Source organism: Salinicoccus sp. ID82-1 (assembly GCF_021991715.1).
Lineage (GTDB): Bacteria > Bacillota > Bacilli > Staphylococcales > Salinicoccaceae > Salinicoccus > Salinicoccus cyprini.
Window position 1 is genome coordinate 971561 of sequence record NZ_JAGFLY010000001.1, and the last position, 24224, is coordinate 995784.

Here is a 24224-nt window from a genome sequence, read left to right on the forward strand (position 1 = left end):
TGCGTTAAAATCTATATAGGAGTGATTACTCTTGGCACACGAACAGCACCAGCAACTACTCAGCACTTTGCATGAATGCATGGCAGCCTGCAACCACTGCTTCGACGCCTGCCTGAAGGAAGATGACGTTAAGATGATGGCGGAATGCATCCGTCTCGACAGAGAATGTGCAGACATATGCAATTATCTCGAACAGGCAATCGCAAGAAACTCCCCATTCGTCAAAGAACTGGCTCACGTATGTGCGACCATCTGTGAAGCATGCGGTAAAGAATGTGAGAAGCATGACCACGACCACTGCCAGAAATGTGCGGAAGCATGCTTCAAATGTGCAGAGGCTTGCAGAAACGTAGCATAATATACTGATACAGACACAGGTGGGGATTGCAGACAATGCCCGCCTGTCTATTCTACATATACTTATGAATGCATTTCACTCATGATAATAAAACGTTCACGTGCCATGCACATGAACGTTTTATTAATATATCACCTTAGGAACCATCAAAAATTATATCTATCCTGCTTTTCAGCAAAGTAGCTGTAGATGCTCTCGAGAGGAATCACATTCTGCCGAGTATCATAGAGTCTCGCTTCACGCCAGGGCTTCTCATGCCGAACAATGTATCCGAGATCTTCTTCGCTGAAATCCCCATACAAGGAAAGCACCTCTTCAAGGATATCCTCTACATCTTCATTGAATTCATAGTTATCAAAAGCATCAGACAATGCCGACTCATCATAGTCATTGAACCTTTCATAAACTTCGGGAATGGCAGGGCCGAATTCCCATGCTTCGAAACTTTCATCGAACAGTTTATAGTCCAGCTCCTCTTCACTATCATTCAATATGGCCACCGTCCAGGCCTGGGAATAGTAGAGCAGCGTCTGCAGCTTGTTGTACGTCATTGTCTCTTTGGATAGAAACCAGTTGATAACATTAGCCAGTTTATCACTCATATGAAATTCCTCCTGTTTTATCACTCAAAATCTGTATTAGAAATTTTGATAGTTGCCCCTCTCATCGTCTGCGTGTTCGATTTTATCACAAGGACCATCGATTAGTTAAAAGTACCAGATATGATGCACTTTCGACAACTGAAAACTGTAGCGACCGTCAAAAATGAAAAATTTGCAGCATGACAAAACCCCGTCAAATCATCATTTGACGGGGTCTCTCATATTCAAGCTATTCAAGTAACGGACAGTGAGGGATTCGAACCCTCGATACGGGGTTGCCGTATACACGCGTTCCAGGCGTGCGCCTTAAGCCGCTCGGCCAACTGTCCTTGATTGAAAACAGAAGTGAGCTGGCTCACTTCTGAAGTATGACCCGTACGGGATTCGAACCCGTGTTACCGCCGTGAAAGGGCGGTGTCTTAACCACTTGACCAACGGGCCATGGCTCCACAGGTAGGATTCGAACCTACGACCGATCGGTTAACAGCCGATAGCTCTACCACTGAGCTACTGTGGAACAATATGATTGGAGCGGGTGATCGGAATCGAACCGACGACATCAGCTTGGAAGGCTGAGGTTATACCATTTAACTACACCCGCATTTAATATGGGGCGGCTGATGGGGTTCGAACCCACGCATGCCGGAACCACAATCCGGTGTGTTAACCACTTCACCACAACCGCCATAATAAATGGATGAATAATGGTTCAGGACGGAATCGAACCGCCGACACTGTGAGCTTCAATCACATGCTCTACCGACTGAGCTACTGAACCTTGATTATAGATATGTAATAATTAAAAATGGCGGTCCCGACGGGAATCGAACCCGCGATCTCCTGCGTGACAGGCAGGCATGTTAACCGCTACACCACGGGACCTTATGTAAAAAAATTGCGGGAGGTGGATTTGAACCACCGACCTCCGGGTTATGAGCCCGACGAGCTTCCAGACTGCTCTATCCCGCGCTAATGTTATTACGTCTGTTTCAACGCCTGATATATATATTATACTTTTAAGCATACATTTTCAAGCGCTTTTGTTAATTTTGTTACGTAAAATTTACACTTTCATTAATTCGACTGTTTTTAAGTATACTTCTTCCATTTGGGGTAAAGGAGACAAACGACTCAAGGAGGATTACTTAATGAGCGAATTCAAGCATGATAATATTTCCATATGGTCCGATACTGTAGAATTGCCTTCCTACCCAAAACTTGAAAACGATATTGAAACCGAGGTCCTTGTCGTCGGTGCCGGCATTACCGGGTTGATGAATGCCTACCAGCTCGCCATGAAAGGCTATAAAGTCACTGTGATTGATACGGATTACATTCTTGGCGGCACAACTGCCAATACGACAGCACGCATCATGGCCCAGCAGGGGATGCTCTACAGCCAGCTCATCAGACAGAAGGATAAGGAGACGGCACGTCTGTACTATGATTCCCAGATGGCGGCCATTGATGAAATGGAGGCCATCGGCAGGAAGCACAATATAGACGGCGATTTCAGAAGAGTCGATGGTGTCATGTATGTCGAGGAAGATGCGTCCGTCAGGGAACTTGAAAAGGAAGCTGAGGCTTATAAGGAACTGGGCATAGATGGGACTCTACTGAAAAAGGAACTGGATCTCCCTTTTGAAACGGCAGCTGAACTCATCATGCGCAACCAGGCGGAGTTCCATCCCCTCAAGTATCTGAAGGGCATTCTTGAAGTACTCGCAGAAAAAGACGTCAGCATATATGAACATACTCGTGGGAAATCTCTCGATGGCGATACTCTGGCAACGAATGATGGGAACAGCATACATTTCAGGCATCTGATCATCGCTACACACTTTCCATTCCTCGACTACCAGGGTCTCTATTTCAACAGCTTCAAGATCAACCGCTCCTATGGTCTGGTTGTCACCACCTCCACGCCGCCACCTGAAAATGTGTCTCTTGGTGGTCAGGATGGACCGAGCCTGACGACAAGGCATATAATGGGCGCAGACAATGAACTGCCTACCCTGCTTTTCGGTGGCATGGGGCATATGTCCTACATGGAAAAGGACATGGTCGACCAGCTTGAAAAACTGAGACTCTATGCCGATCAGAAGACGACCAACCATGAGCGCCTCTATGCATACAGGGCCCAGGATCTTATGACAGTCGACTCGATGCCATATATCGGCTATTTTGATACGGATCGTGATAATGTATTTGTTGCAGCGGGATTCAATAAATACGGTATGACGAACGGTGTCCTCTCCTCCATGATCATTTGTGATCTGATTGAAGGGAAGGACAACCGCTATCATGAAATGCTGAGCCCCCATAGGAGCAAGGGGCTACTCCATCAGCTTAAAGACCAGGGAACGACACCGCTTGAGAGCATGGGTGTCGAGGCGAAGAATATGCTGAAGAGCTACCCGAGTATGGATGAGGTCGATCTGTCAGCCGGCGAAGGTGCAGTCGTCAGGGATGGTATGATGAAGAAAGGCCTTTATAAGGATGAGGACAGCAATGAATACTATGTCGTCGACAACCGCTGTACACACATGGGCTGCAGCCTCAGCTGGAACCAGTCCGATAGAACTTGGGACTGCCCATGCCACGGCTCACGCTTCAACTTCAAAGGAAACGTAATAGAAGGTCCAGCGACTACCGACCTTGATGTCGAAGTAAAAAGGACTAATGACTAGTTTTCCCGACCAATGGTAATATATAATGTGGAGAAACCCTCTACCGTTATCCAAGGCAAATAGATAGGGGGTGGAATCTTCCAAAGATTCCACCCCCTATCACTTTATTTATTTATAAGCAAAGGAAACCTGTCCTGCGACAGTCTGCCAACTAGTCGATCTGGACCCATTCCTCTGCCCATTTTTCAATGTCTCTTAATACCGGCTCGAGAGAACGTCCCCTCTCCGTAAGAGAATACTCTATAACTACAGGCGTCTCAGGATAGACATCCCTTTTTATAAGACCTTCCTGCTCCATATCTTTAAGTCTGTCGGAAAGTACTTTGCCGCTTATTCCAATTGCAGCCTGTATTTCACCGAAACGCTGAGGTGCTTCGAGCATCTGATAGATGACCAGGGCCGTCCATCTCTGACTCAGCATTGTTACAGCTTTTTCAAACTTTGGACAAAGAATTGATTGTTTCATAATATCACATCCTTACGTGCACATTATATCATATACACTACTATACATAAAGATACTTTTTTACTTTACATATAGTTATTACTATTATATAGTTTGTTACACTAAGTTATTACCAAGGAGGAACACATGAATTTCCATACACCACCCTTAACATACGTTTCCCACGTAAAAATAAATGTGTCGGATATGCAGGCTGCACTCAACTTCTATACCGGCCTGCTCGGCTTTTCCATACTCGAGCAGAACGGCAATGAAGTGCATCTGACAGCAGATGGGAAAACCAGCTTCCTGTCGCTCACTGTGCCGGAGCATCCCATTGAAAAGAAGAAGACGACAGGTCTGTATCATTTTGCCATTCTCCTTCAGAACAGGTCGGAGCTTGCTGCATTGCTTGTCCACCTTCTGCAGAATGATCTGGAAGTCGGAGCAGCTGATCATAATGTAAGCGAAGCCATCTACGTCGATGATCCCGATGGCAACGGCATAGAATTCTATTGTGACCGTTCTCCCGACCAATGGACTTGGGCGCGAAACCATGTTGTCATGACAACGGATCCACTCAACTTTGAAGATATGGCAACAACCATGGCGCCAGGACAGAAATGGGAAAAGATGCCCGAATCAGCGATCATGGGACATCTGCACCTCCATGTTTCCAGTCTTGCACCCGCAACAAACTTCTATACAGAATGTCTCGGACTATCAGTCGTCAGCCACATACATGGCAAGGCCGTTTTCATGTCTACAGGGAAATATCATCACCATATCGCCATCAACGTATGGAACGGCACCGATGCTCCACAGCCTGAGCCAGGAAGTGTCGGCCTGGATACTTTCACTTTGTCCTACCCGGACCAGGACGCACTCGATGCGGCTGTCGAACGCCTCAGAAAAATGAAGTATGAAGTCTCTACAGCAGACCAGATGGTCACCTCGATCGATCCTTCAGGCAACCGGGTGATCATGGCTGTCAGCTGAATGGATATATGACAAACGGCAACCCTGCAAACTCATATTGCAGGGTTTTTAGTTTGATTTTTTATTTGCAGGGAATAACTACCTAACTATAAATGGAGGTCATTACCTATGTATAAAAATCAATATAAACCATTTAAAACTGTAAAAGATGCCAAAGTCTACCTTGAAAACTACATCGACTTGAAAAACTATACTGTCATCTCCAGAACTGACCTGTCGGAACTTAAAGACAACTTCTCAGGCATCAACATCATTGATCAGAATTCCGATAACCCCGATCGTGATATAGACCAGCTTGATTTTGACGAAGGCAGCAGAAACGATCTCATGAACCACTACGAAAATGGAGAAATTATCGTTTTTGAAGGTCTTAACATTGAAGATACGGACTCGCCTGAAATGGATGCTGTAGGAGAAAAGTATATCAACGTCGTCCCTAGAGACGAGTATGACACTGAAGTGATTGATGTGAACAGTGGTGTCAGGACAATGGTGGAAGTGGAAGATAATAACCCGGATATGATAACAGAAGACGAAGAGGAGTATTTCAAGAAGCATGATGATGAAGAGGAACAGTTCATCAACAGATAGTAAATCTAATCCATAGATTATCACAATGCGATGGCGGTGCTTCTTGGCACCGTCATTTCTGTATTTGCAGCATCATAACATTCTTAATTTCAAACTTGCCCGAATTTAAGTATACTCGGCAACTCGGACATGCTATAATGGATCGAATGCATCTGATGCATCAAAACAGATGTGAAGATTATAGAAAGAACACATCTGATTCTAGTTTCTGCAGTTGTTTCTAGGCAGCAATCTAATTATAAGGTTCGATATGACCCTTTGCCTTTGCAATCCCGCTACACCCCATATATAGGGAGATGGAATATTTGAAAGAAAAGATGAGTAAGCATATAGATAATACTGAAAAGAGCTACTTTGTGGAAGAATATGATTCCATCGAAGAACTCCTCAGTGAAAGAGGCATCTGCATGGAGGAATTCCTTCGCATGATTGATGATCCGGACCATAAGGTCATCTCCGGAGTGCCTGTCGTTGCATACGAAAACCTTGAAAATCCGGTTTTCAAAGTCGGTTATCTGGAAGATGGCATGACACCACTGGATATACTCGAAAAACTTAAAAGTTGTTCCTGATATATGAGCGCTTATAGCGCTCTTTTTTTGTAGCCAAAAAACAAAAAACCCTGCAACCACGGGGGTTACAGGGAATGTAGCGGAGATGGAGGGATTTGAACCCTCGCGCCGCAGAACGACCTACACCCTTAGCAGGGGCGCCTCTTCAGCCACTTGAGTACATCTCCATGGCTCCACAGGTAGGATTCGAACCTACGACCGATCGGTTAACAGCCGATAGCTCTACCACTGAGCTACTGTGGAACAATGTTATTTTTCAATCGAACATTTACAATTATAACAATTCCACACGTTTTTTCAACCGTTATTTAACATGTTTTAATTTAAATTTACACCCTGTCCCTGATTTGCAGGCCATTGATGTAGTTTATGTAGGAATGATAGATGGATTCATTGATCTGAGCCGCTTCTCCCCGGCCGAGTGTGGGATATTGGAAATGCATATTCATCTCTTTCTTCTGGTATTTCTCCTTCTGCTGGTTGAATTTATAATGAAGCTTCAAGGCATTCAGATACTGGTTGTTGAATGAAGCATATGATATATCGATGATGCGTTCCTCATTGTTTGAAAACTGTACACGTGTCATCCCTTCATCATTCGAATAGGATTGGATATGCTTGATATTGAACCAGTTGTTCTCACTCACCCTGTCGGAATGTGTGCAGAAGTATATATATGATCCGAACAGATCGACGATGATCGGCACTTTGCTTGAGATTCCGGTCAGTGTCCTGCTCAAGTCCTTCCTTGCTGAGTAGTTCTGTGAATGGTTTCTGCAGTTGCGCTCGATAAGCTTGTTCGGTGCCAGCCTGCACTCGATACCTTCTCCGTAAGTTTCTCCCACTCTGCTTTCTATGTAGCCTCCATTGCTGACTGGTACAATGTACATCGTTTCTTCATGTATCTGATAATGTAGTCTGTTCATTAGGCTCCCCTTTTTCAAATATTCCAACATCTTCATGATATCACATAAGTTTATAAATGTTAACTATATATAATATTTATGTTAAATATTTACGCAATATAGTAAAATTACAACAATAAATAATCTAAATATTCTAAACTTAGTTTGACCAAACCTATTTCGTGTTATATAATTTGTAACAACCAAATGATGAAGGGGGATTTAGGGATGAACAAACAAGTATACCCAGTTAACCAGTTGCGAGTCTTCATCAATACCATCAACGACCTGTCCGCTGAACTATTACTTCAGGAAGCTATGGATGACTACAATCGTAATCGATATACCGAAAAGATTGAAGAGGCACTCATGGAAAAGGATGAAGAGAAGTTCATGACCTATACATCACTGCTGAAGGAATTGACGAATGAAGATGCCGCATGACAGACATGAGAAAAGCTGACTTTCAACTTGTACATTGTACATATTGTTGAAAGTCAGCTTATTTTTTATGCGATGAGATTCAGAAACTCTTCTCGTGTAATTCTCCCAAGATAGAAGCTGATGTCAACATCGACAAGAGCCTGATCGATTGCCTGTCTTTCATGCTCTACGCCGATAAGCTTCTCTTCAATGACATCCACTTCCCCTACCCCGAAGAAATCACCGAATATTTTAGCGTGCTCTATTCTGCCTTTCCTGACGTCCAGTCTGACATCGAGCAGTCCGGCATCGAACTTGTGGGAAGCATTGAAGTTGTACTTCGGATTGCGTCCATAGTTCCATTCCCATGTCTGATACTTCTCCTCGGACAGCTTCCTGATCTTCTCCCAGTCTTCTTCCGTCAGCACATACTCTTCGATATTCTCCCTGCCATCGAATATATATTCCAGAATCTTTTCCTTGAACACTTCGATGTCGAGCTTTTCTTCCATATAATCATTGATATTGCCGACACGTGATCGGACCGATTTTATGCCTTTTGATTCAATCTTCTTCGGATTCACTTTCAAGGCGTTCTGTACTTCTGATATGTCACTGTCGAGCATGAGTGTACCATGCGAGAACATTCTGCCCTTCAGGCTGAACATTGCATTCCCGGAAACTTTTTTGCCATCAATTTCGAGGTCATTCCTGCCGGATAGCTCAGCATTCACGCCCATATCCTGCAGCACATCAACAATCGGCTGTGTGAACTTGCGGAAATTATGGAAACTATCCCCATCATCTTCAGTAATGAAGCTGAAATTCAGGTTGCCTTCATCGTGGTAGACAGCTCCGCCTCCGGATACTCGGCGGACGACTTTGATGTCATTCTCCCGGATATACGATTCATTGATCTCTTCGATGGTGTTCTGGTTCTTGCCGATGATGATGGATGGCTGATTGACATAGAACAGGAAATACGAATCATCCGTCGGAATTTCACGTAGCACGTATTCTTCCATGGCCAGGTTGATCATCGGATCTGTAATATTGTTGTTTGATATGAACTTCATAAATCTGCCTCCTTAAAAAATGCCCTGATATTATACATGATAACATCCAGGGCATTTCTTGCCATCTTATTGAACCAGTGAGTCCACTGCTTCTTTTGCCTGTCTGATGCAGTCCGGCAGACCGACACCGCTATGGGAGGCGCCTGTCAGCACCACTCCAGGATAATGCTCGGCCATATAGTCATGAATGCCGCCGATCATCTCCTTATGCCCCACCTTGTACTGCGGCATGGAGTTTTTAAGCCGGGTCACAATGGTGAATTCCGGTTCTCCACTGATTGTCATGATACTATCGAGGTCCTTCCGTGCCAGACGGACAATTTCCTCATCCGTCTTCTCATCGACGATATAATCACCGGGACGACCGACATATGCCCTCAGGAGCGCCTTGCCTTCCGGTGCTGCATGCGCCCACTTCTTGTTCGTCCATGTACATGCAGTGATGGAAGTATCCATCTTTCTGCTGACAACAAAACCGGTGCCGTCGATATCATTCTCCACCTGATGAGCTTCGAATGCCATGACGACAGTCGCAACACTTGTCGCTTTCATATGCTTGAAGTATTCAAGCGGCAGGTCTTCGAACCATCTCTTATACTGGAAGTGCGGCGTAGTGACAATGATATTGTCATAGGATCTTTCTTCCCCGTTGACATGCATTGTGTAGCCCGAGCCACTTTTGGTGATGGATTCGACATCATGTTCAAAGAACGCGGATACGCCGTTTTCTTCTATGAAGGCAAGCAGGCTGTCAATAAAGGACTGCAGGCCATGCTTGAACTGCAGGAACTGCCCCTGCTTTCGTCCACCAGATTTCGGTGCGTTCTTTTTCTGATTGTACATGCCTCTGATGAGGCTGCCATGCGTCTCCTCAAGTTCCTTGAAGTTCGGGAATGTGGACATCAGGCTCAGTTCGTCGATATTGGTGCCATATATGCCGGACAGGAGCGGTTCAATGACATTCTCGAGCATTTCGTCGCCTACTCTGCTTCTGAAAAACTTGCCGACGGATATATCCGTATACACCGGCAGCGGCTTCTTGATGAAATCAAGACCTGTTCTGAGCTTGGCACCGGCTGAAACGAGGTCTGTCGTCAGAAACGGCACCAGCTCGGTCGGCATGCCGAGCACTGCACCTTTTGGCATCGGTGACAGCCTGTTGTTTACATAGATATATGAAGTGCCTGTCTGATTGCGTACGAGATCATCACCAAGTCCGATCTCCTCCGCCAGCTCAGTCATGATCTGCTTTCTGGCCAGATACGATTCAGGACCAAGTTCAATGGTATAGCCGTCCTGGCGGTACGTTCTGATCTTGCCGCCTGCCCGATCGCTTTTTTCAAAAAGATCAACTTCGACATCATCATGCTTCGACAGATAATGCGCAGCTGCCAATCCTGTAATGCCGGCACCTATCACTGCTACTTTTCTCACTATAATCAGCCTTCTTTACTACAGTCTATTGATTTCGTTGATCATCGCCTGGATGAAACGCTCGTCAGTGTTCGGCATCTTCGGTCTATGGTAGCCGGCACCGACTTCATCACACACATCCCTGCATTCCACATCATTATCGAAAAGGACTTCCAGGTGTTCGCATACGAACCCTACAGGAAGGTAGATGAAGTGCTTGTATCCATGTTCTTCATGCAGTGCCTTTGTCAGATCCTGTACGTCGGGTCCAAGCCATGGATCCGGTGTATTGCCTTCCGACTGCCAGCCGATATGGACATTTTCAAGATCGGCATTGTTCTTGATGAGTTCAGCTGTTTCTGCGAGCTGGTCCGGATATGGATCATTCTGTTCTTTGATCTTCTCCGGAAGGCTGTGTGCACTGACGACAATAGCCGTGTCAGCCAGTTCGGACTCAGGCACTTCCTCAAGAGAGGACTTGACCGCTTCCGTCCAGAAGTCGATGAACGGCTGCTGCTCATAGTAGGACTCGACGGATTTGATCGAGATGCCGTACTTCTCAGCTTCTTCCCTGGCCCGTTTATTGTAGGATCCGACGGAGAAGTTGGAGTAGTGTGGTGCGAGTACGACGGATACCGCTTCCGTAATGCCATGGTCATGCATCGCTTCCACAGCCTCTTCAATGAATGGATCGATGTGCTTGAGACCGATGAAAAGTTCGTACTCCACTTCGTTCTGTGAGGCGTTCAGCTGGTTGACCAGTGCTTCCGCCTGTCTTTTGGTCGTATCAGCCAGAGGAGAAATGCCGCCGATGGCTTCGTAACGGTCCTTCAGGTCCTGAAGCGCCTCTTCGGACGGCTTTCTTCCGCGACGGATATGCGTGTAGTAGGGTTCGATATCTTCTTCTTTATATGGTGTACCATATGCCATGACAAGCAGGCCTTTTTTCTGTTTCATTCCAATCACTGTCCTTTACTGTATTCGTGTACAAATGAAGTCAATTTCCTAAGTGTTTCCGGGTCCACTTCCGGGAATACGCCATGTCCCAGATTGAATATATGACCGTTGTTCTTTCCCTGATCGAGAATGGTCTTCGTCTGCTTCTCGATTACATCCCAGTCTGCAAGCAGGAGTGCCGGATCCAGGTTGCCCTGCAGCGCCTTCTTCACGCCGGCCGCTCTGGCCTGGTCGATTGACGTTCTCCAGTCCAGACCGATGACATCCGTCCCGAGATCATCCCACTCTGAAAGGAGATGGGATGCGCCGATGCCGAAGATGATGACAGGTGCACCCATCTCCTTGACACTGCTGATGATCTTCTTCATTGCAGGTGACAGATAGTATGCATAATCCTCGCTGTTCAGTGCGCCGCCCCATGAATCGAAGATCTGGATCATGCTTGCACCGGATTCCACCTGTGCTCTGAGATATCGGATGTTCATGTCGGCAAGCTTGTCCATCAGCTTGAACCATGTTTCCGGCTGGTTGTACATCATCTGCTTCGTCCTATGATAATTTTTTGAAGGTCCACCTTCAATCATGTAGCTTGCTACTGTAAAAGGTGCACCACAGAACCCGATGAGGGGCACATTCAGCTTTTCCTTGGTCAGAATTTCGATGGTCTTGTAGATATAGTCGAGATCCTTGTAGGGGTCGAGTTCCCCGAGCTTCTCCACATCCTTGATGTCGCGGATCGGATTCTGTATGACCGGGCCGATTCCAGGTTTGATGTCGACATCTATACCGATGGGTGCCAGAGGAGAAACGATATCTTTATATAGCACAGCTGCGTCCACATTATAGTTTTCAACGGGAGTCGCAGTAAGATACGCGGTCAGTTCCGGCTGGCGGGTGATCTCCAGCAGGGAATATTTTTCCTTGACCTTGTTGTACTCCGGCTGGCTGCGCCCGACCTGTCTCATGAACCAGACAGGCGTATAATCCGTCTTTTCTCCTTTAGCCGCTTTAATTATCGTATCATTGAACAAAGTTTTTTCCTCCAATTTTTATATATCCATCAATATTCTAACACATTGATGATAATTATTATAAATTGCTGTATGAATGTCAAAAAATCGATTTATTTTTTGAAGGTTTACCCGCATCTGTATTCAGGGTATAGTCAAGATAAGACTATATATGAGGTGAACATAATGAAACTACACCTGACAACAGGAACAATTACCTACATGCAGAGCCTTGCAAGGAAGCATTCCGGAGTCTCTATCGCAGCAATGGGTCAGGATGCAGTGCTGTACTATGAAAGCGACAGCAATGACAGCATCTTCAGCTCGAGGCAATCCTATGACCTCATCAATTCTTCCGGACCACTCGAAGATTCGCCCACCTCAATCCACTACATCCCGATACCCGGGGAGAACAAGGACCCGATGTACAGCCACCTTGCCGAAGTGAACGATATACTGTCCGATACCAATGGCGTACTGGCATACCGCATCGGTGAAGCGCTTGCCGGAGATGGTTTCATCGTCTTCATACAGTGGGCAAAGACGTCGACCTATAATGACTTCAAACAGACGAACAGCTACAGGAACTACCTTACAGCAGAAGCGCTCAGCAAATACAGGACCGCAGAGGCGCTGTTCCACAAATCCATATCTGCAAGGCTCTATCTGCCTCTTAAAGATAATGAGGCGGACCCTGAAGACGAATTTTAAGCGACTGATATATCAGTCGCTTAATTCTTTTTCTTTTCTATACACGGTTCTGCTCAGACTTCGATTGATGAAGTAGCCCCACAATGGAAACAGGACGACAAGAAAGAAATTTTCGTAGTGGATACCAAGGAATATGAGGCTGAAAAGGACACTGATCACAAGAACAAGCTTGTGGGAATAGTCGACATAGCTCTTCTGGATGAATCCCCGGTCGACCGGCCAGACTTTCGGCCAGAGCAGATAGGCCTGTGCCGTATAGATCTGGGACATCTGGAGTACGATGATGTAGATGCCGAACAGCACGATGATGATGGAGAAATACAGATTTCCGATCCACACCATGACAATGCCGAACAGCAGAATCAGACGCAGTATGATCATCGGCAGGTCGTGGCTCCTCGCAAATGTTCTGTAGAACAGATATTCATACATCTTTTCCTTGCTGAAGGCCCGCCCTTTGGGCTGCCACAGGAAGGGATCCAGATATCTTCTTCTTTTGAACTGCTTATCGATATGGCTGACATTGGTGAACAGGGCAACATTACGATAGTAGCTGTTGAGCTGGGATGCCTCATAGTCTATCATGGCATTCCAGTCGAGGCGGGGATGGCTGGTACGTCTGGCATATACAAGTGCCACCCAGTAAACCGCAACTGCCGGCAGCAGCCAGAACGGACTCTGCACGATCAGCATCAGGGAGATGAAGCTTAGGCCGATGAGGCCTGCCATCATCCAAGGAGTCGACAGCCTGGAGTTTACGACTGCCTTCTTGATATGGAAGTTCATTACATAGAAGATGATGGCACCGGCAATGAAAGTGATGATTTCAACCAGACCATGCCCCACTGTCAGGAGAAGCACGGCAATGGTGCCGCCAATGAGCGGCTTGATGATACCGAGGGTCAGAGAGTATCTGTCGGCAGCCGAAAGATACTTGCCGAACTTCGCCTCATAGGGCAGCAGGAAAACACCATCCGCCTCTTTCAGCAATGTCCGGTACGCCGGAATGAGCAGTATGCTGACCAGGAATGCGGCAATCACATCAAGCCACAGCGTCGGTTCGAGGGTCTCGAGCAGACTGAGCAGGGAATAGAGGAAGAATCCGGCTGTAATCGTCAGGAAGATGAGGAAATGGCTGTTGAAAATGAACTTCCCATAATAGCTCCTTCTCGCTATGTCCTCATTCAATCTGCTTCTGAATAGTTGATCAGACATTCTGAATGCCGCCCCCTGTGATTCTCAAGTATACTTCATCCAGAGTGGCGCCCGGCATATTGAACTCCGACCTGAGTGCATCGAGGCTTCCAAAAGCAATGAGACGCCCATCATCTATGATTGCAAAACGGTCGCAGTATCTTTCAGCTGTCGCAAGGATGTGTGTACTCATCAGTATCGAGCGGCCCTTATGCTTTTCTTCAACCATCAGATTGATGAGGGACTCGATACCGAGTGGATCCAGACCAAGGAACGGCTCATCTATGATATAAAGATCTGGATGCGATAGAAATGCGCAGATCAGCATCACTTTCTGCTTCATCCCCTTTGAGAAATGTGTAGGAAACATGTCCACTTTCGTCTCCAGCCTGAATATTTCAAGCAGGCGCTCTGAGCGTTCCAGCGCAGTGGCTTCGTCGATGCCATAGGCCATTGCCGTCATCTGGATATGCTCTCTAAGCGTCAGCTCCTCATAGAGCACCGGAGATTCGGGTATATAGGCGAGTTGTCTGCGGTAGGCTTCGATATCCGCTTCAGCAGTCATGCCCCCTACCCTGATTTCACCTGAATGGGGTCTGAGAAGCCCCAGTATGTGCTTGATGGTGGTACTCTTTCCGGCGCCGTTCAGCCCGATGAGCCCGACAATCTCTCCTGCCTCTATATTGAAGGAGATATCCCGTATTACCGGCGTCTTCGAATAGCCGCCAGTCAGTTGATTGATTTGAAGTACCATATTCGACTTCCTTTTATTTGTTATATATTATTTGTATACTTATACTAAACAAATATATCACAACAGATCAATGGAGGTACAATGAATGAGCAAAACTATTTTTGAACAGATTGCAGCTGGTGAGATTCCTGCCAATATTGTCTATGAAGATGATGTCTGCATTGCATTCACAGACGCTTTCCCCCTATCGAAAGGACATACGCTCGTCGTGCCGAGAAAACCGGTGGAAAACATCTATGACCTTGACGAAGAAACAGGCGCCCACCTGATGAAGGTCATTACGAAGATGGCCAATGCGCTCAGAAGTGCATTCTCACCGGAAGGTCTGAACGTCATACAGAACAACGGCGCCTATGCATCACAGTCGGTATTCCACATCCACTTCCATCTGATTCCGCGCTATAAGGATGAATATGATGGTTTCGGCTACCACTGGGAACAGGATCCGAATAAGCGGACAGACGAAGAAAAATCAGAAATACAAAACATCATACGCACCCATTTGAATGCTTAACCCTTCAAAAGTCAGGGTATGTGTAGGAAAAAAGGACGTGACACGACTATGAAATTCAAAAATATTGCAGTCGGCTTTCTTGTAGGTGCAACCGGCGGAGCCTTGATTGCAGTACTTAACGCACCAAAGTCCGGAAGCGAGCTTCAATCTTCATTGAAATCAAATTCCGGGAACCTCAAGACACAGCTCGACCAGCTTAAAATAGAAGCAAATGAAGTGAAGTCTTCCTTCCTGAAGACGAAACATGAGTCGCAGGAAGTGTTCAGCACACTGGGTGATGAAATCAAGGCGATGATCAGCAACTACCAGGCTGACATCAACCCGAATATAGAACATATCAAAGGCGATGTCAGCAATCTCCAGAACCGGGCTGAGGAAGTTCAAAATGCGTTCACAAAAAAATAGCAATCATGGAACGGCGGCTGTACAATCATTTGTACGCCGCTGCTTTATTATGCTATATTAATTTCCATAGCCATATTTAAAGGAGATTTGCAGATGAAGAAGAAATTAGCGCCGATCGTCGTAGGCCTCGGTCTTGTAGGACTGGCCGGCTGCGGAAATGACAGCAGCAGCGACAGTGCAGCCGAGAACGAAACCGAATTCGGAAACGTACTCGCTACCAGCGATGCTGGCGATGTCACTACCGACGATATACTTAATGAACTTGGAACAGACAATATTGCGAACCGTACATTCCAATTGACGTTGGATACCATACTGCAGGACAAGTATTCTGATGCAGTCGACCGCGAGGAGATCGAAGCCCAGATCAATGAGGAGATCGAAGCAATGGGTGGAGAGGATCAGTTTGCCGCAGTGCTTCAGCAACAGCAGCCCGGCATGACTGTCGAAACGTACAAGGAGCAGCGCATCAACAATGCATACCACGATGCGTTCTTCGCTGAGAAGTTCGAAGTGACGGACGAGGAGGAAGCAATGGAATCCGTACGTGAAGCATCCCACATCCTGATTCAGACTTCCGATGAAGAAGGCGGACTCAGTGATGCAGAAGCAAAAGAAAAAGCGGAATCCCTGCTTCAGGAAATAGAGGATGGCAGAGATTTCGGAGAGGTTGCAACTGAAGAATCCGACGATACAGGCAGTGCCCAGAATAATGGTGAACTCGGCTATGTCCAGCGTGGCCAGATGGTTGAACCATTCGAAGAGGCTCTTTTCAACCTGGAAAAAGGCGAAGTGTCCGATGTCGTAGAATCTGAATTTGGATATCATATCATCAAAAGACATCAGGAAGAAAATATAGACGAAGAACTCGATGCGATCAAACGTCAGATCGTTTCCACAAGAATCCAGGAGAATCAGGAACAGGTGCTCGGATTCTATAATGATTTGCTTGAAGAATATAATGCAGAGTTTGAAAACGAAGAAATCCGTACGTATATTGAAGAAACATACTTGAACACCGATAGTGAAGCCTCCACAGAAGAAGGTTCTACTGAGGGATCAACTGAGGAAGCGTCTTCTGAAGAGGAATCTGCTGAAGAATCCACAGAAGAAGAGACGACTGAGGAAGCTTCTGCTGAAGAATCCACAGAAGAAACTTCATCTGAAGAGTAGAAAAATGACCTGGGACATATGTCCCAGGTCATTTTTAGTTCTAATCGAGTGTTTCCGGACGGTAGAAGAAACGGTTCTCAAGCGGGAATACCCGCTCTGTGAACTGGCCCTTGTCCGCCTTCTCCACATGTTTATCCATCATCATCATGCGTGCATCGATATTATCGATGAAGTGCAGGATCTCCGCTTCCTTCAGCATCGGTGGCTTCGGGGATCCATATTCAAGCTTGCCGTGGTGGCTCAGAATCATGTGCTTGAGCAGCATGACTTCCTCGCCGTCGATCTTCAGATCTTCGGCCACTCTGGAAATCTCCTCACTGGCAATGACGATATGCCCGATAAGATTCCCTTCCACCGTATATGTCGTTCCCACCGGTCCCGACAGTTCCTTGACCTTGCCGATATCATGAAGAATAATACTGCTGTAGAGCAGGCTTCGGTTCAGGGATGGATAGATGTCACACAATGCTTCTGCTGTCCTCAGCATGTAGTGCACATGATAAGCAAGACCGGAGACGAAATCATGATGGTTCGTCATGGCTGCCGGAAAGCTCAGAAATTCCTTCTTATACTTGTTCAGAATCTGTCTTACAATGCGCTGCAGGCTGCCATTTTCTATCTTTATTACATAATCCATGACGCTTTCATATAAGGTATCTTCATCAATCGGCGCCTTTTCCACGAAATCCTTGGGATTCAGATCATCCGCTTCAGTCGCTGTTCTGAACGCAGCGATTTTCATCTGCTTCTTATTACGGTAGTCGATGACATCCCCTTTGACCTTGATGAGCGTCTCGGGTTTCAGAACTTCCATATCTTCACGTGAGACCGACCATAATTTTGCTTCGATCTCACCTGTACGATCCTGCAGGAAAAGTGTCATATAGGGTTTTCCCTGGGATGTGACGCCCTGCTGGCTCCTTTTTATCAGGTAGAATGATTCCACCGAGTCTCCTGGTTTCAGTTTGGATATATTATTCAAGTGCAGCACCTCATTTTACTCTTTCTTTAAGTTTGACTGTCTGGGAGGAAGAAATTGCACTGTCCAGATTACATGTAAAGTACAGTACCTGGTCGTTCACTTCACTGCGCAGATAGTCCATGATGATCTTTTTGCGCTCCTTGTCAAAATGAACGAAGGCATCGTCGATGATGAGCGGCAGCTGGTAGTACCCTTTCAACGCCTTGATCAGGCTCAACCTCAGGCTGATGTAGAGCATCTCCTTGGTCGACTGGGACAGTTCGAGTGGATGGAAGAGCTGTCCATTGACATGCCTAACCTTGATGCCATCCTCATCATAGATGACGTTGATGTAGCGTCCGCGCGTCACTTTCTCGAAGATGCTCCGCGCTTCCTCGATGACGACAGGCAGCCTTTCATCCTTGATTGCCTTGATATGTGTTTCTATCAGGATGCGGATATAGTTCAGTGACATGTATTCCTGTGAAAGATTCTGGATGAAGGCTTTCTTCATCTCGAACTGGTGGTTGACTTCACTCAGTTTGCCGTCGCTTTCCAGATTGCTGATTTCGGAATTCAGCTCCGCGAGGACCTTCTGTTCGTTCTGGACCTTCTGGTTGAACTCCTCGATCTGTTCTGAAATGGCATCTTCCTCTTCCTTCAGATCAGCAAGAAGGAATTTCGAGAGTTCATTTCTCGCATCATAATCGAAATGTTCTTCCTCGAGCTTTTCACTCAGTTCTCTGAATCTTTCAATATTGCTGTGGTACTCCTTGTACTTCCTTGCAAAATAGTAATACTCTTCTTCGTCTTCTGCATCGACATAATCGAAGAGCTGGATGATCTCCTCGCTGCCTGCATTGTTCCTCTCGGAAAGTACTTTGATTTCATTTTCAAGCAGGCTGATCTGGTCTTTCAGTCTATTATAGTGGTTTTCATCCTTATACATTTTTGAAACCATGTTTTTGACATCGTAGAAAACAGTACTGTCATCGTAATGGATATCGAACTTTACAAGCTCATCCTTGACTGACCTTTTGAATTCCTTCAGTTCGCGGTTGATATTATCCATCTCCACATTATGTCTGCTGATCTGGTTCCTCTTCTGCTTGATTTCCCTGATGGTATGGATCGCATCGACAATGTACTTGTTCTCGATATCCGGATTCACTTTCAGATCCTGCTTGATTGCGGCAAGATCCGTATTCAGTGAATCATGAGTGGTTTCCTTCAGTGCCAGTGTTTCCTTCATCTCTTCCAGTCTGACGTTCGCGGAGATTCTTTTTGTCTTCTGAGTCTTCAGATCCATCTTCAGGTCTCTTGCATCATTGAGATCGAAATCGACATTATTGTTTCTCTTTATTGTTTCTATGATCTCTTTGAGCTCCTTGACTTCATCTTCATAGTCGTTTCTCAGCGAATCATCTTCCTTCTGGTTCGTCAGCATCAGAAGCAGCAATGTAATGACACCGATGGCCAGGAAGATGCCACCCATCAGCCAGTTCGAATTGAAGAGATAGAATATGCCGGTAATGAGTGCGATGACACTGATGCCGATGATGAGTCCGGACTGCCCGCGCTTGATGCGGTTGCGCTCCCTCTTCTCTCGTTCGTAGTCCTTCTCGATCAGGCTGAACATCTTCTCCTTCTCTTTCAGCTCGAACTCCCTGTCGACTACTTCTTTCTTGATGCGGATGCGGTCATCGCTGATCTGCTCTTCTTCTAGGCGTTCTATGTCATGGTTCAACTGCTTGATATCCGACTTCAGATGATCAATTTCACGCACAAGGAACTGCTCTTCAAGAGCGACTTCATCAATTTTTGACAGTACTGTCTGGACGGACTCCTTGACGATGTTCGAATCGTCCACTTCATGGTGCTCATGATTCCAGCCGATATCACGCCTGAGCTGGACAATCTCCTCCTCGAGCGTTTCGATTGCCAGGTTGAGCCGCGCGTATTCAAGATGCTTCTGCTTGATGTCCGGCTCCTTCTTCTGGATGCTTTCCAAATAGGATAATTGGGACTTATCCGGCAATGTAATGCCAGCAAGCTCAGCCTTGAGCACTTTGAGCTTCTCTGATCGGAGCGCGATATCCTGTTTCGTCTGCTGGACTTGATGCTTCAATGCTTCATAGCGCTCCAGCCCCTGCTCGGGGAAGATGACAGGGTCTATATTCAGCTTGTCTTCAAGTGATTTCCACTCTTTGATGTCCTTATGATACATTACTTCCTTCATCTTCTGCTTGCGTATCGTATCGAGCTGATACAATGCATTCTTTTTGGCATTGAGACTTTCCTCGGTCTTGATTTTTTCGTTGACCAGATGCTTATACTGCTCCTCGGTCTGTTCCAATGCCTTGATTCTGCCGGTGATGTCGGACATCTCTTCCATTTCCCTGTTCAGTTCGGGATTGATGCCATTCTTCTTGTATATTGATTTCATTTCCGTATCGATGGCACTGAGCATCTCATCATATTCATGAGAGCCGAGGGCACCGGCACGGAGCAGATATTCCTGCAGCTTATCTTCGGTCATGTTCTTATGGATGTCCTGAAGACCGAGCACATCAAATGAAAATATCGACCGGTACGTCTTCTTGTCGATGAAGTTCAGCTTCTTGATCAGCCAGTCTTCACCTCTCACTGTACCATCATCGAAGTAGACTTTCACATCCCCCTGGATCTTGCCTTTGATACGCTCGATCTCGATGGGACCAGCCTCATCCGGAAATTCGACGGTAATTTTGCCGCCATAGAGGTTGTGCATACGCGGTTCTCTTCTCGGCTCCTGCTCCTTCCTTGTCGGAAACCCGAACAGGATCGAATGGATGAATGACTGCATTGTCGATTTACCGGCTTCATTTTCTCCAAAAAATTGGATGAAATGCTGATTGGTGTTTATTTCCGTCTCCGTAATCTTTCCATAGCCATATATATTAAGCGCAATAATTTTCATATATCCACTACTTCCTCATCAGCATTTTAAGGCGTTCTTCGCCTTCTTTCAGCAGTTCTTCCTGTGCAATGTCCTGGACGGGTCCAAGATACCTGTTGAGTCGCGGGTCCATGTAGAGCGCATTCACCGCTTCCTTGAACAGTTCCCTGTTGGAAGAATAGCTTGCTTTTATATCATTGAGCAGGGCGATGTTGTCCTGGTTCATATATTTAAGATGCAGTGCATCAATCCAGATGAACTGCCTGATATCTCTTTCATCCTCCTTCAGGAGTTCGATGACTTCAGTGAAGTCGGCGTCTGCAATCGTATCCTCGCCATCATAGATCAGATCGAGCTGGATGATGTGCCGCCCCTTCTCCCTCAGGCGATGCTTGAACTCGACAATGGTCTGGTATATATCCTGCTTGTTCAAGGAATCGATCTCCAGCTGGTATTCTGCAAAGATGATCTCCTGTACCGCAACAAAGCGCGTGTTCAGATAGACGTCATCCCCTTCAACGAGGAGAAAACCCTTTTCCCCATGCTCATTTTTATGGCGGCCCTGTATGTTGCCCGAGTAATGGATGGGCGGCAGATCGCTGAGCTGATCCCGCTGATGGATATGACCGAGCGCCCAGTAGTGGTAAAGTTTGTCATTCAGCACTTCGAGATTGAATTCCGTATACCTCTCCTGGCTGTAACGGCTTTTGGCATACGTTCCATGAAGTATGCCGATATGTATACCTTGATTCATCGAGTTGATAGGATAGTCATCCAGCTTATTCTCATAGGAGTCATCGAGATAATAGCTGAAACCATGCAGGGATACTTTCTCCCCTTTGGCGCTGACCATTTCATATGTCTCCACATTTTCCTTGAAGACCGTAACATTGTCCGGCCAGGACGTCTTGAAGCCGTCTGTCAGCGGATCGTGGTTGCCGTGGATGACATACGCGAATATGCCTGCTTCCTTCAACCGTTCGAACTGGCGTTTCATGAATATTTCGGATTTCAGCGTTCTGTTCGCCTGATCGAATACATCGCCGGCGATAATGATGAAATCGACTTTTTCTTCAATCGCAGTATCCATCATTCTTGCAACACTGTTATATGTACTCTCCATCAGTACTTCAAATAGGCCGGAAGGCATTTTGGAACGTGACTTGAAAGGACTATCTAGATGCAGATCTGCGCTGTGTATGAATTTGACCATATATATTCCACCTGACTTTTCATAGGCATTATAAATTGATTATACCAAAAAAAATAAAAGAAAGAGGCCTATAGCAGACCTCTTCATCAATTAATTCTGGTTATTCAGACCATAGAGTTCCTCTATAGGTTTCATGATTACACGATTCAGATCCTGGATGAGTTCACTCATTTTCTGTTCCGCTTCCATCAATGCTTTGATATTTTCGTCTTTTTCAATATCTTCTGCTGATTTCTGAGCCTGCTGTACATCCTCTTCAAGGATTTCCTCACCCTGCATCTGCTTCTGCTGCAGATCCATCTGAATCTGTCTGAACTCATCGAAGAGCTGTTTGGATTCCGGGTTGGAGTTCACCTTGCCGTACAGGTCCTTCATATTCTGAAACTCATCTGATTTGCGCAGTGCATCTTCCAATGCATTGGCCTGATCGTATACATTAACTGCCATTGATTAAAAACTCCCTTTAATAAAGATATCTATACTGTAACACAAAACAGCAGCTTATAAAAACACAACGATAAGACCCTGGATGATTCCGATAAGCCCGCCAAGAAAGAAGCCGAGCATTGTAATCATCCGGAATTCCTTGCTTGAAATCTCCATTACAAGATCTTCTATATGGCTGAGTTCGAAACTGTCGATCTGCTTTTTGATGACTTCTGCAAGCTGGAGTTTTTCGACAATCCTGCCGGTATTCTTCTGCATGTATTCGATGATGTTATCACGCAGCTGGTATTTGCCGCGTGCTTTGAAGGATTCGAACATATCACGGTTGAACTCTGAAATCGGATAGTCCAGTATGCCTTCCATATCAATCTGTTTTCTGAGTACATCATAGACACTATGGACAAGTTTTTCCCGGTCGCTGTCTGAAATCAGTTCATCCACCCGGCTGTTTTTGATCTTCTCATATTCATCATTGATGATGCGCACCTGTATTTCGCTCATCTTCGGGTGATGGATCAGCTTGTTCAGTTCGTTCCTTATATTGGCGACAATCGTTTCCTTTGACATGAGATATTTCAGTGAGCGGGCCAGTCTGCCTCGATTTTCAATGAACTCGTCAGTCATGGTATAGAAGTCGCGATACCCTTTCTCCGAATTGATATACGCTTCCACCTTCGAAGTGATCTGGGGCTGCAGATCACGGACCTTGCCATCGAGCGTCGTCATGGCATCCTCAGGCACCAGAGTGCCTATTTTCCGGCCATAGAGGTTTACGCCTTCTTCATCGACCTTCTCCCTGAGCTTGTCGTTGAAGCTCTTGACTACCTTGTCCGCCAGCCCATCGTTGAGGCGGTTCATGAAGTACCTCAGTGTCAGTTTCTCGGATTCGATCGTTTCTATCTGCCGATCGATGAACAGCATGATGAAATTCTGTGTTTCACGACTTCCGAGCTTCTCTACGAAGGCATCCGGTGTCAGCAGATGCTTCGTAATGATTTCCCCCATTTTGACAGATGCCTCCTCCCGCCTGCGCGGGATGACCCCCGGTGTCAGGGGAAGACGTCTGCCAAAGAGGTATTTTGCTTCATAGGGTCTGAACAGCATGCGGATTGCAAGCATATTGGTCAAGCCGCCGATCAGTGCACCCAGTATGGTCATTAGTATGATCTGAAAGCCATCATTCAACAAAAAGCCCTCCTTCTCCTGCCATTATCGTACACGAAACCAAAAGAAAAAGCACCTTCCGGTGCTTTCCAGTAATCAGACCGGCTGCAGGTCCGTCTGTCTCATGAAATATGTTCTGATTTCTCTTTCAATATATGAAGCATGTACCGGCTGGTTCATGGAGTTGAGAACTCTATATATCCTATTGCTTTTATTATATTGCAGACGGAAACCGTTCTTTCTGTCCAGATCTTCCCAATATACCGCTTCACCTTCATAGTTCGGGTAGACACAGTGACCTCTTGAAATCACCTGTGCCAGTTCCAGAGGATCTCCTCCAAACGAATTGGTCAGGACTTCACTATCCCTGAAGAGTGCGCAAAGCGAGATGCATGTTGTCCAGTTGGGAAGGATACGTTCTTTTTCGATCTGTACGAGCGTCTTTTTGGAGAGCCCGATTGTCTGACTCATGGAATCCTGCGTATAGCCGGCTTCCGTTCTGACAATCTTGAACTTGGACTGGAGCATCTCCGTAAAAGTCTGTTTATCCATTCTTTTCTTCCTTTCACTCATATCGGATATTGTAAAATTTCCATTCGATAATAATACACTTTTAATATAATAATATATTTCACGAAAAATTAAAAGAGCATATATTGAAATTCACTAAGTGTTCAATATATGCTCCTATCAGATTGTGTAATCCCGA

25 protein-coding genes and 10 tRNA genes are annotated in these 24224 nt (G+C 46.0%); 10 read left to right on the forward strand and 25 right to left on the reverse strand.

The window, feature by feature from the left end:
• The first annotated feature begins 31 nt into the window (after window positions 1–31).
• A complete protein-coding gene (locus tag J4760_RS05025; protein ID WP_145287089.1) occupies window positions 32–358 on the forward strand; it encodes a four-helix bundle copper-binding protein in 327 nt (108 codons plus the stop codon).
• A gap of 146 nt (window positions 359–504) precedes the next feature.
• Here the strand turns inward: J4760_RS05025 and J4760_RS05030 are convergent, their stop codons facing one another.
• From J4760_RS05030 to J4760_RS05070, 9 genes are all read right to left on the reverse strand, one after another.
• Window positions 505–960, reverse strand: coding sequence for a Panacea domain-containing protein (locus J4760_RS05030; protein ID WP_237604990.1), 456 nt, complete (start codon window positions 958–960; stop codon window positions 505–507).
• 241 nt (window positions 961–1201) lie between these two features.
• Window positions 1202–1289: transfer RNA gene (locus J4760_RS05035), tRNA-Ser, on the reverse strand.
• A gap of 40 nt (window positions 1290–1329) precedes the next feature.
• Window positions 1330–1401 (reverse strand) — tRNA-Glu (locus J4760_RS05040).
• 1 nt (window position 1402) lies between these two features.
• A tRNA-Asn gene (locus J4760_RS05045) sits at window positions 1403–1477 on the reverse strand.
• A 10-nt stretch (window positions 1478–1487) separates the two neighbouring features.
• A tRNA-Gly gene (locus J4760_RS05050) sits at window positions 1488–1561 on the reverse strand.
• Window positions 1562–1569: 8 nt separating this feature from the next.
• A tRNA-His gene (locus J4760_RS05055) sits at window positions 1570–1645 on the reverse strand.
• A 20-nt stretch (window positions 1646–1665) separates the two neighbouring features.
• Window positions 1666–1738 (reverse strand) — tRNA-Phe (locus J4760_RS05060).
• 28 nt (window positions 1739–1766) lie between these two features.
• Window positions 1767–1842, reverse strand: a tRNA-Asp gene (locus J4760_RS05065).
• 13 nt (window positions 1843–1855) lie between these two features.
• A tRNA-Met gene (locus J4760_RS05070) sits at window positions 1856–1929 on the reverse strand.
• Between the two features lie 179 nt (window positions 1930–2108).
• On the opposite strand from J4760_RS05070, the gene J4760_RS05075 reads away from it, so the two are divergent.
• A complete protein-coding gene (locus tag J4760_RS05075) occupies window positions 2109–3650 on the forward strand; it encodes an FAD-dependent oxidoreductase (RefSeq protein ID WP_237604991.1) in 1542 nt (513 codons plus the stop codon).
• 151 nt (window positions 3651–3801) lie between these two features.
• Here the strand turns inward: J4760_RS05075 and J4760_RS05080 are convergent, their stop codons facing one another.
• Window positions 3802–4116 carry a winged helix-turn-helix transcriptional regulator gene (locus J4760_RS05080; RefSeq protein WP_145287098.1) on the reverse strand — a complete coding sequence of 105 codons (315 nt, stop codon included), beginning with the start codon at window positions 4114–4116 and terminating at the stop codon, window positions 3802–3804.
• A 126-nt stretch (window positions 4117–4242) separates the two neighbouring features.
• Between J4760_RS05080 and J4760_RS05085 the strand changes: the two genes are divergently transcribed.
• The 3 genes from J4760_RS05085 to J4760_RS05095 all read left to right on the forward strand — a co-directional run bounded on the left by J4760_RS05085 (window position 4243) and on the right by J4760_RS05095 (window position 6257).
• Window positions 4243–5094: a VOC family protein gene (locus J4760_RS05085; protein ID WP_145287101.1), complete on the forward strand. Its 852-nt coding sequence runs from the start codon at window positions 4243–4245 to the stop codon at window positions 5092–5094.
• Between the two features lie 108 nt (window positions 5095–5202).
• Window positions 5203–5685: a hypothetical protein gene (locus tag J4760_RS05090; RefSeq protein WP_145287104.1), complete on the forward strand. Its 483-nt coding sequence runs from the start codon at window positions 5203–5205 to the stop codon at window positions 5683–5685.
• A gap of 305 nt (window positions 5686–5990) precedes the next feature.
• A complete protein-coding gene (locus J4760_RS05095) occupies window positions 5991–6257 on the forward strand; it encodes a hypothetical protein (protein WP_186365473.1) in 267 nt (88 codons plus the stop codon).
• An 80-nt stretch (window positions 6258–6337) separates the two neighbouring features.
• Here J4760_RS05095 and J4760_RS05100 read toward each other — a convergent pair.
• From J4760_RS05100 to J4760_RS05110, 3 genes are all read right to left on the reverse strand, one after another.
• Window positions 6338–6424, reverse strand: a tRNA-Ser gene (locus J4760_RS05100).
• A gap of 1 nt (window position 6425) precedes the next feature.
• Window positions 6426–6500, reverse strand: a tRNA-Asn gene (locus tag J4760_RS05105).
• Window positions 6501–6586: 86 nt separating this feature from the next.
• The gene (locus J4760_RS05110; protein ID WP_145287109.1) at window positions 6587–7183 is read right to left on the reverse strand and encodes a competence protein ComK; all 597 of its coding nucleotides are present in this window, start codon (window positions 7181–7183) and stop codon (window positions 6587–6589) included.
• Window positions 7184–7390: 207 nt separating this feature from the next.
• Between J4760_RS05110 and J4760_RS05115 the strand changes: the two genes are divergently transcribed.
• Window positions 7391–7606 (forward strand): IDEAL domain-containing protein, encoded by a 216-nt coding sequence (locus J4760_RS05115; RefSeq protein ID WP_237604992.1) that lies wholly within the window; start codon window positions 7391–7393, stop codon window positions 7604–7606.
• A gap of 65 nt (window positions 7607–7671) precedes the next feature.
• On the opposite strand, the gene lplA is transcribed toward J4760_RS05115, so the two are convergent.
• From lplA to hemE, 4 genes are all read right to left on the reverse strand, one after another.
• Window positions 7672–8661: a lipoate--protein ligase gene (gene lplA, locus J4760_RS05120; RefSeq protein WP_237604993.1), complete on the reverse strand. Its 990-nt coding sequence runs from the start codon at window positions 8659–8661 to the stop codon at window positions 7672–7674.
• A 66-nt stretch (window positions 8662–8727) separates the two neighbouring features.
• The gene (gene hemY, locus J4760_RS05125; RefSeq protein WP_237605047.1) at window positions 8728–10098 is read right to left on the reverse strand and encodes a protoporphyrinogen oxidase; all 1371 of its coding nucleotides are present in this window, start codon (window positions 10096–10098) and stop codon (window positions 8728–8730) included.
• A 15-nt stretch (window positions 10099–10113) separates the two neighbouring features.
• Entirely contained in the window at window positions 10114–11031 is a 918-nt protein-coding gene (gene hemH, locus J4760_RS05130; RefSeq protein WP_145287120.1) for a ferrochelatase, read from the reverse strand.
• A gap of 5 nt (window positions 11032–11036) precedes the next feature.
• Entirely contained in the window at window positions 11037–12062 is a 1026-nt protein-coding gene (hemE, locus tag J4760_RS05135; protein WP_237604994.1) for a uroporphyrinogen decarboxylase, read from the reverse strand.
• Between the two features lie 165 nt (window positions 12063–12227).
• On the opposite strand from hemE, the gene J4760_RS05140 reads away from it, so the two are divergent.
• The gene (locus J4760_RS05140; RefSeq protein ID WP_145287126.1) at window positions 12228–12752 is read left to right on the forward strand and encodes a hypothetical protein; all 525 of its coding nucleotides are present in this window, start codon (window positions 12228–12230) and stop codon (window positions 12750–12752) included.
• A gap of 12 nt (window positions 12753–12764) precedes the next feature.
• Here J4760_RS05140 and J4760_RS05145 read toward each other — a convergent pair whose 3' ends face one another.
• On the reverse strand, window positions 12765–13967 hold the full coding sequence (locus tag J4760_RS05145) for an ABC transporter permease (RefSeq protein ID WP_237604995.1): 1203 nt from the start codon (window positions 13965–13967) through the stop codon (window positions 12765–12767).
• Entirely contained in the window at window positions 13960–14700 is a 741-nt protein-coding gene (locus tag J4760_RS05150; protein WP_237604996.1) for an ABC transporter ATP-binding protein, read from the reverse strand. The genes J4760_RS05145 and J4760_RS05150 overlap by 8 nt, the downstream gene beginning before the upstream one ends.
• A gap of 85 nt (window positions 14701–14785) precedes the next feature.
• On the opposite strand from J4760_RS05150, the gene J4760_RS05155 reads away from it, so the two are divergent.
• From J4760_RS05155 to J4760_RS05165, 3 genes are all read left to right on the forward strand, one after another.
• Window positions 14786–15214 carry an HIT family protein gene (locus tag J4760_RS05155; RefSeq protein ID WP_237604997.1) on the forward strand — a complete coding sequence of 143 codons (429 nt, stop codon included), beginning with the start codon at window positions 14786–14788 and terminating at the stop codon, window positions 15212–15214.
• A gap of 48 nt (window positions 15215–15262) precedes the next feature.
• The gene (locus J4760_RS05160) at window positions 15263–15619 is read left to right on the forward strand and encodes a YtxH domain-containing protein (RefSeq protein ID WP_237604998.1); all 357 of its coding nucleotides are present in this window, start codon (window positions 15263–15265) and stop codon (window positions 15617–15619) included.
• 93 nt (window positions 15620–15712) lie between these two features.
• The gene (locus J4760_RS05165) at window positions 15713–16792 is read left to right on the forward strand and encodes a foldase protein PrsA (RefSeq protein ID WP_237604999.1); all 1080 of its coding nucleotides are present in this window, start codon (window positions 15713–15715) and stop codon (window positions 16790–16792) included.
• Window positions 16793–16832: 40 nt separating this feature from the next.
• Here J4760_RS05165 and yhaM read toward each other — a convergent pair whose 3' ends face one another.
• From yhaM to xdrA, 6 genes are all read right to left on the reverse strand, one after another.
• Window positions 16833–17774, reverse strand: a complete 942-nt coding sequence (gene yhaM, locus J4760_RS05170; RefSeq protein WP_145287143.1) for a 3'-5' exoribonuclease YhaM — start codon at window positions 17772–17774, stop codon at window positions 16833–16835.
• Window positions 17775–17784: 10 nt separating this feature from the next.
• Window positions 17785–20712, reverse strand: coding sequence for an ATP-binding protein (locus J4760_RS05175; RefSeq protein WP_237605000.1), 2928 nt, complete (start codon window positions 20710–20712; stop codon window positions 17785–17787).
• Window positions 20713–20719: 7 nt separating this feature from the next.
• Entirely contained in the window at window positions 20720–21904 is a 1185-nt protein-coding gene (locus J4760_RS05180; protein ID WP_237605001.1) for a metallophosphoesterase family protein, read from the reverse strand.
• Window positions 21905–21994: 90 nt separating this feature from the next.
• A complete protein-coding gene (locus tag J4760_RS05185) occupies window positions 21995–22351 on the reverse strand; it encodes a YlbF/YmcA family competence regulator (protein WP_145287152.1) in 357 nt (118 codons plus the stop codon).
• A gap of 54 nt (window positions 22352–22405) precedes the next feature.
• On the reverse strand, window positions 22406–23536 hold the full coding sequence (locus tag J4760_RS05190) for a DUF445 domain-containing protein (protein ID WP_237605002.1): 1131 nt from the start codon (window positions 23534–23536) through the stop codon (window positions 22406–22408).
• 75 nt (window positions 23537–23611) lie between these two features.
• A complete protein-coding gene (gene xdrA / locus J4760_RS05195) occupies window positions 23612–24067 on the reverse strand; it encodes an XRE family transcriptional regulator XdrA (protein WP_145287158.1) in 456 nt (151 codons plus the stop codon).
• Between the last annotated feature and the right edge of the window lie 157 nt (window positions 24068–24224).

Bases quoted from the DNA above. Each gene is read 5' to 3' on its own strand.
- J4760_RS05175 (WP_237605000.1), bottom strand. From the start codon at position 20,712: ATGAAAATTATTGCGCTTAATATATATGGCTATGGAAAGATTACGGAG.
- xdrA (WP_145287158.1), bottom strand. From the start codon at position 24,067: ATGGATAAACAGACTTTTACGGAGATGCTCCAGTCCAAGTTCAAGATT.
- J4760_RS05155 (WP_237604997.1), top strand. From the start codon at position 14,786: ATGAGCAAAACTATTTTTGAACAGATTGCAGCTGGTGAGATTCCTGCC.
- J4760_RS05185 (WP_145287152.1), bottom strand. From the start codon at position 22,351: ATGGCAGTTAATGTATACGATCAGGCCAATGCATTGGAAGATGCACTG.
- J4760_RS05030 (WP_237604990.1), bottom strand. From the start codon at position 960: ATGAGTGATAAACTGGCTAATGTTATCAACTGGTTTCTATCCAAAGAG.
- lplA (WP_237604993.1), bottom strand. From the start codon at position 8,661: ATGAAGTTCATATCAAACAACAATATTACAGATCCGATGATCAACCTG.
- J4760_RS05110 (WP_145287109.1), bottom strand. From the start codon at position 7,183: ATGAACAGACTACATTATCAGATACATGAAGAAACGATGTACATTGTA.
- J4760_RS05075 (WP_237604991.1), top strand. From the start codon at position 2,109: ATGAGCGAATTCAAGCATGATAATATTTCCATATGGTCCGATACTGTA.
- J4760_RS05150 (WP_237604996.1), bottom strand. From the start codon at position 14,700: ATGGTACTTCAAATCAATCAACTGACTGGCGGCTATTCGAAGACGCCG.
- J4760_RS05140 (WP_145287126.1), top strand. From the start codon at position 12,228: ATGAAACTACACCTGACAACAGGAACAATTACCTACATGCAGAGCCTT.
- hemH (WP_145287120.1), bottom strand. From the start codon at position 11,031: ATGAAACAGAAAAAAGGCCTGCTTGTCATGGCATATGGTACACCATAT.
- J4760_RS05160 (WP_237604998.1), top strand. From the start codon at position 15,263: ATGAAATTCAAAAATATTGCAGTCGGCTTTCTTGTAGGTGCAACCGGC.
- J4760_RS05090 (WP_145287104.1), top strand. From the start codon at position 5,203: ATGTATAAAAATCAATATAAACCATTTAAAACTGTAAAAGATGCCAAA.
- J4760_RS05115 (WP_237604992.1), top strand. From the start codon at position 7,391: ATGAACAAACAAGTATACCCAGTTAACCAGTTGCGAGTCTTCATCAAT.
- J4760_RS05165 (WP_237604999.1), top strand. From the start codon at position 15,713: ATGAAGAAGAAATTAGCGCCGATCGTCGTAGGCCTCGGTCTTGTAGGA.
- J4760_RS05145 (WP_237604995.1), bottom strand. From the start codon at position 13,967: ATGTCTGATCAACTATTCAGAAGCAGATTGAATGAGGACATAGCGAGA.
- J4760_RS05180 (WP_237605001.1), bottom strand. From the start codon at position 21,904: ATGGTCAAATTCATACACAGCGCAGATCTGCATCTAGATAGTCCTTTC.
- J4760_RS05080 (WP_145287098.1), bottom strand. From the start codon at position 4,116: ATGAAACAATCAATTCTTTGTCCAAAGTTTGAAAAAGCTGTAACAATG.
- J4760_RS05085 (WP_145287101.1), top strand. From the start codon at position 4,243: ATGAATTTCCATACACCACCCTTAACATACGTTTCCCACGTAAAAATA.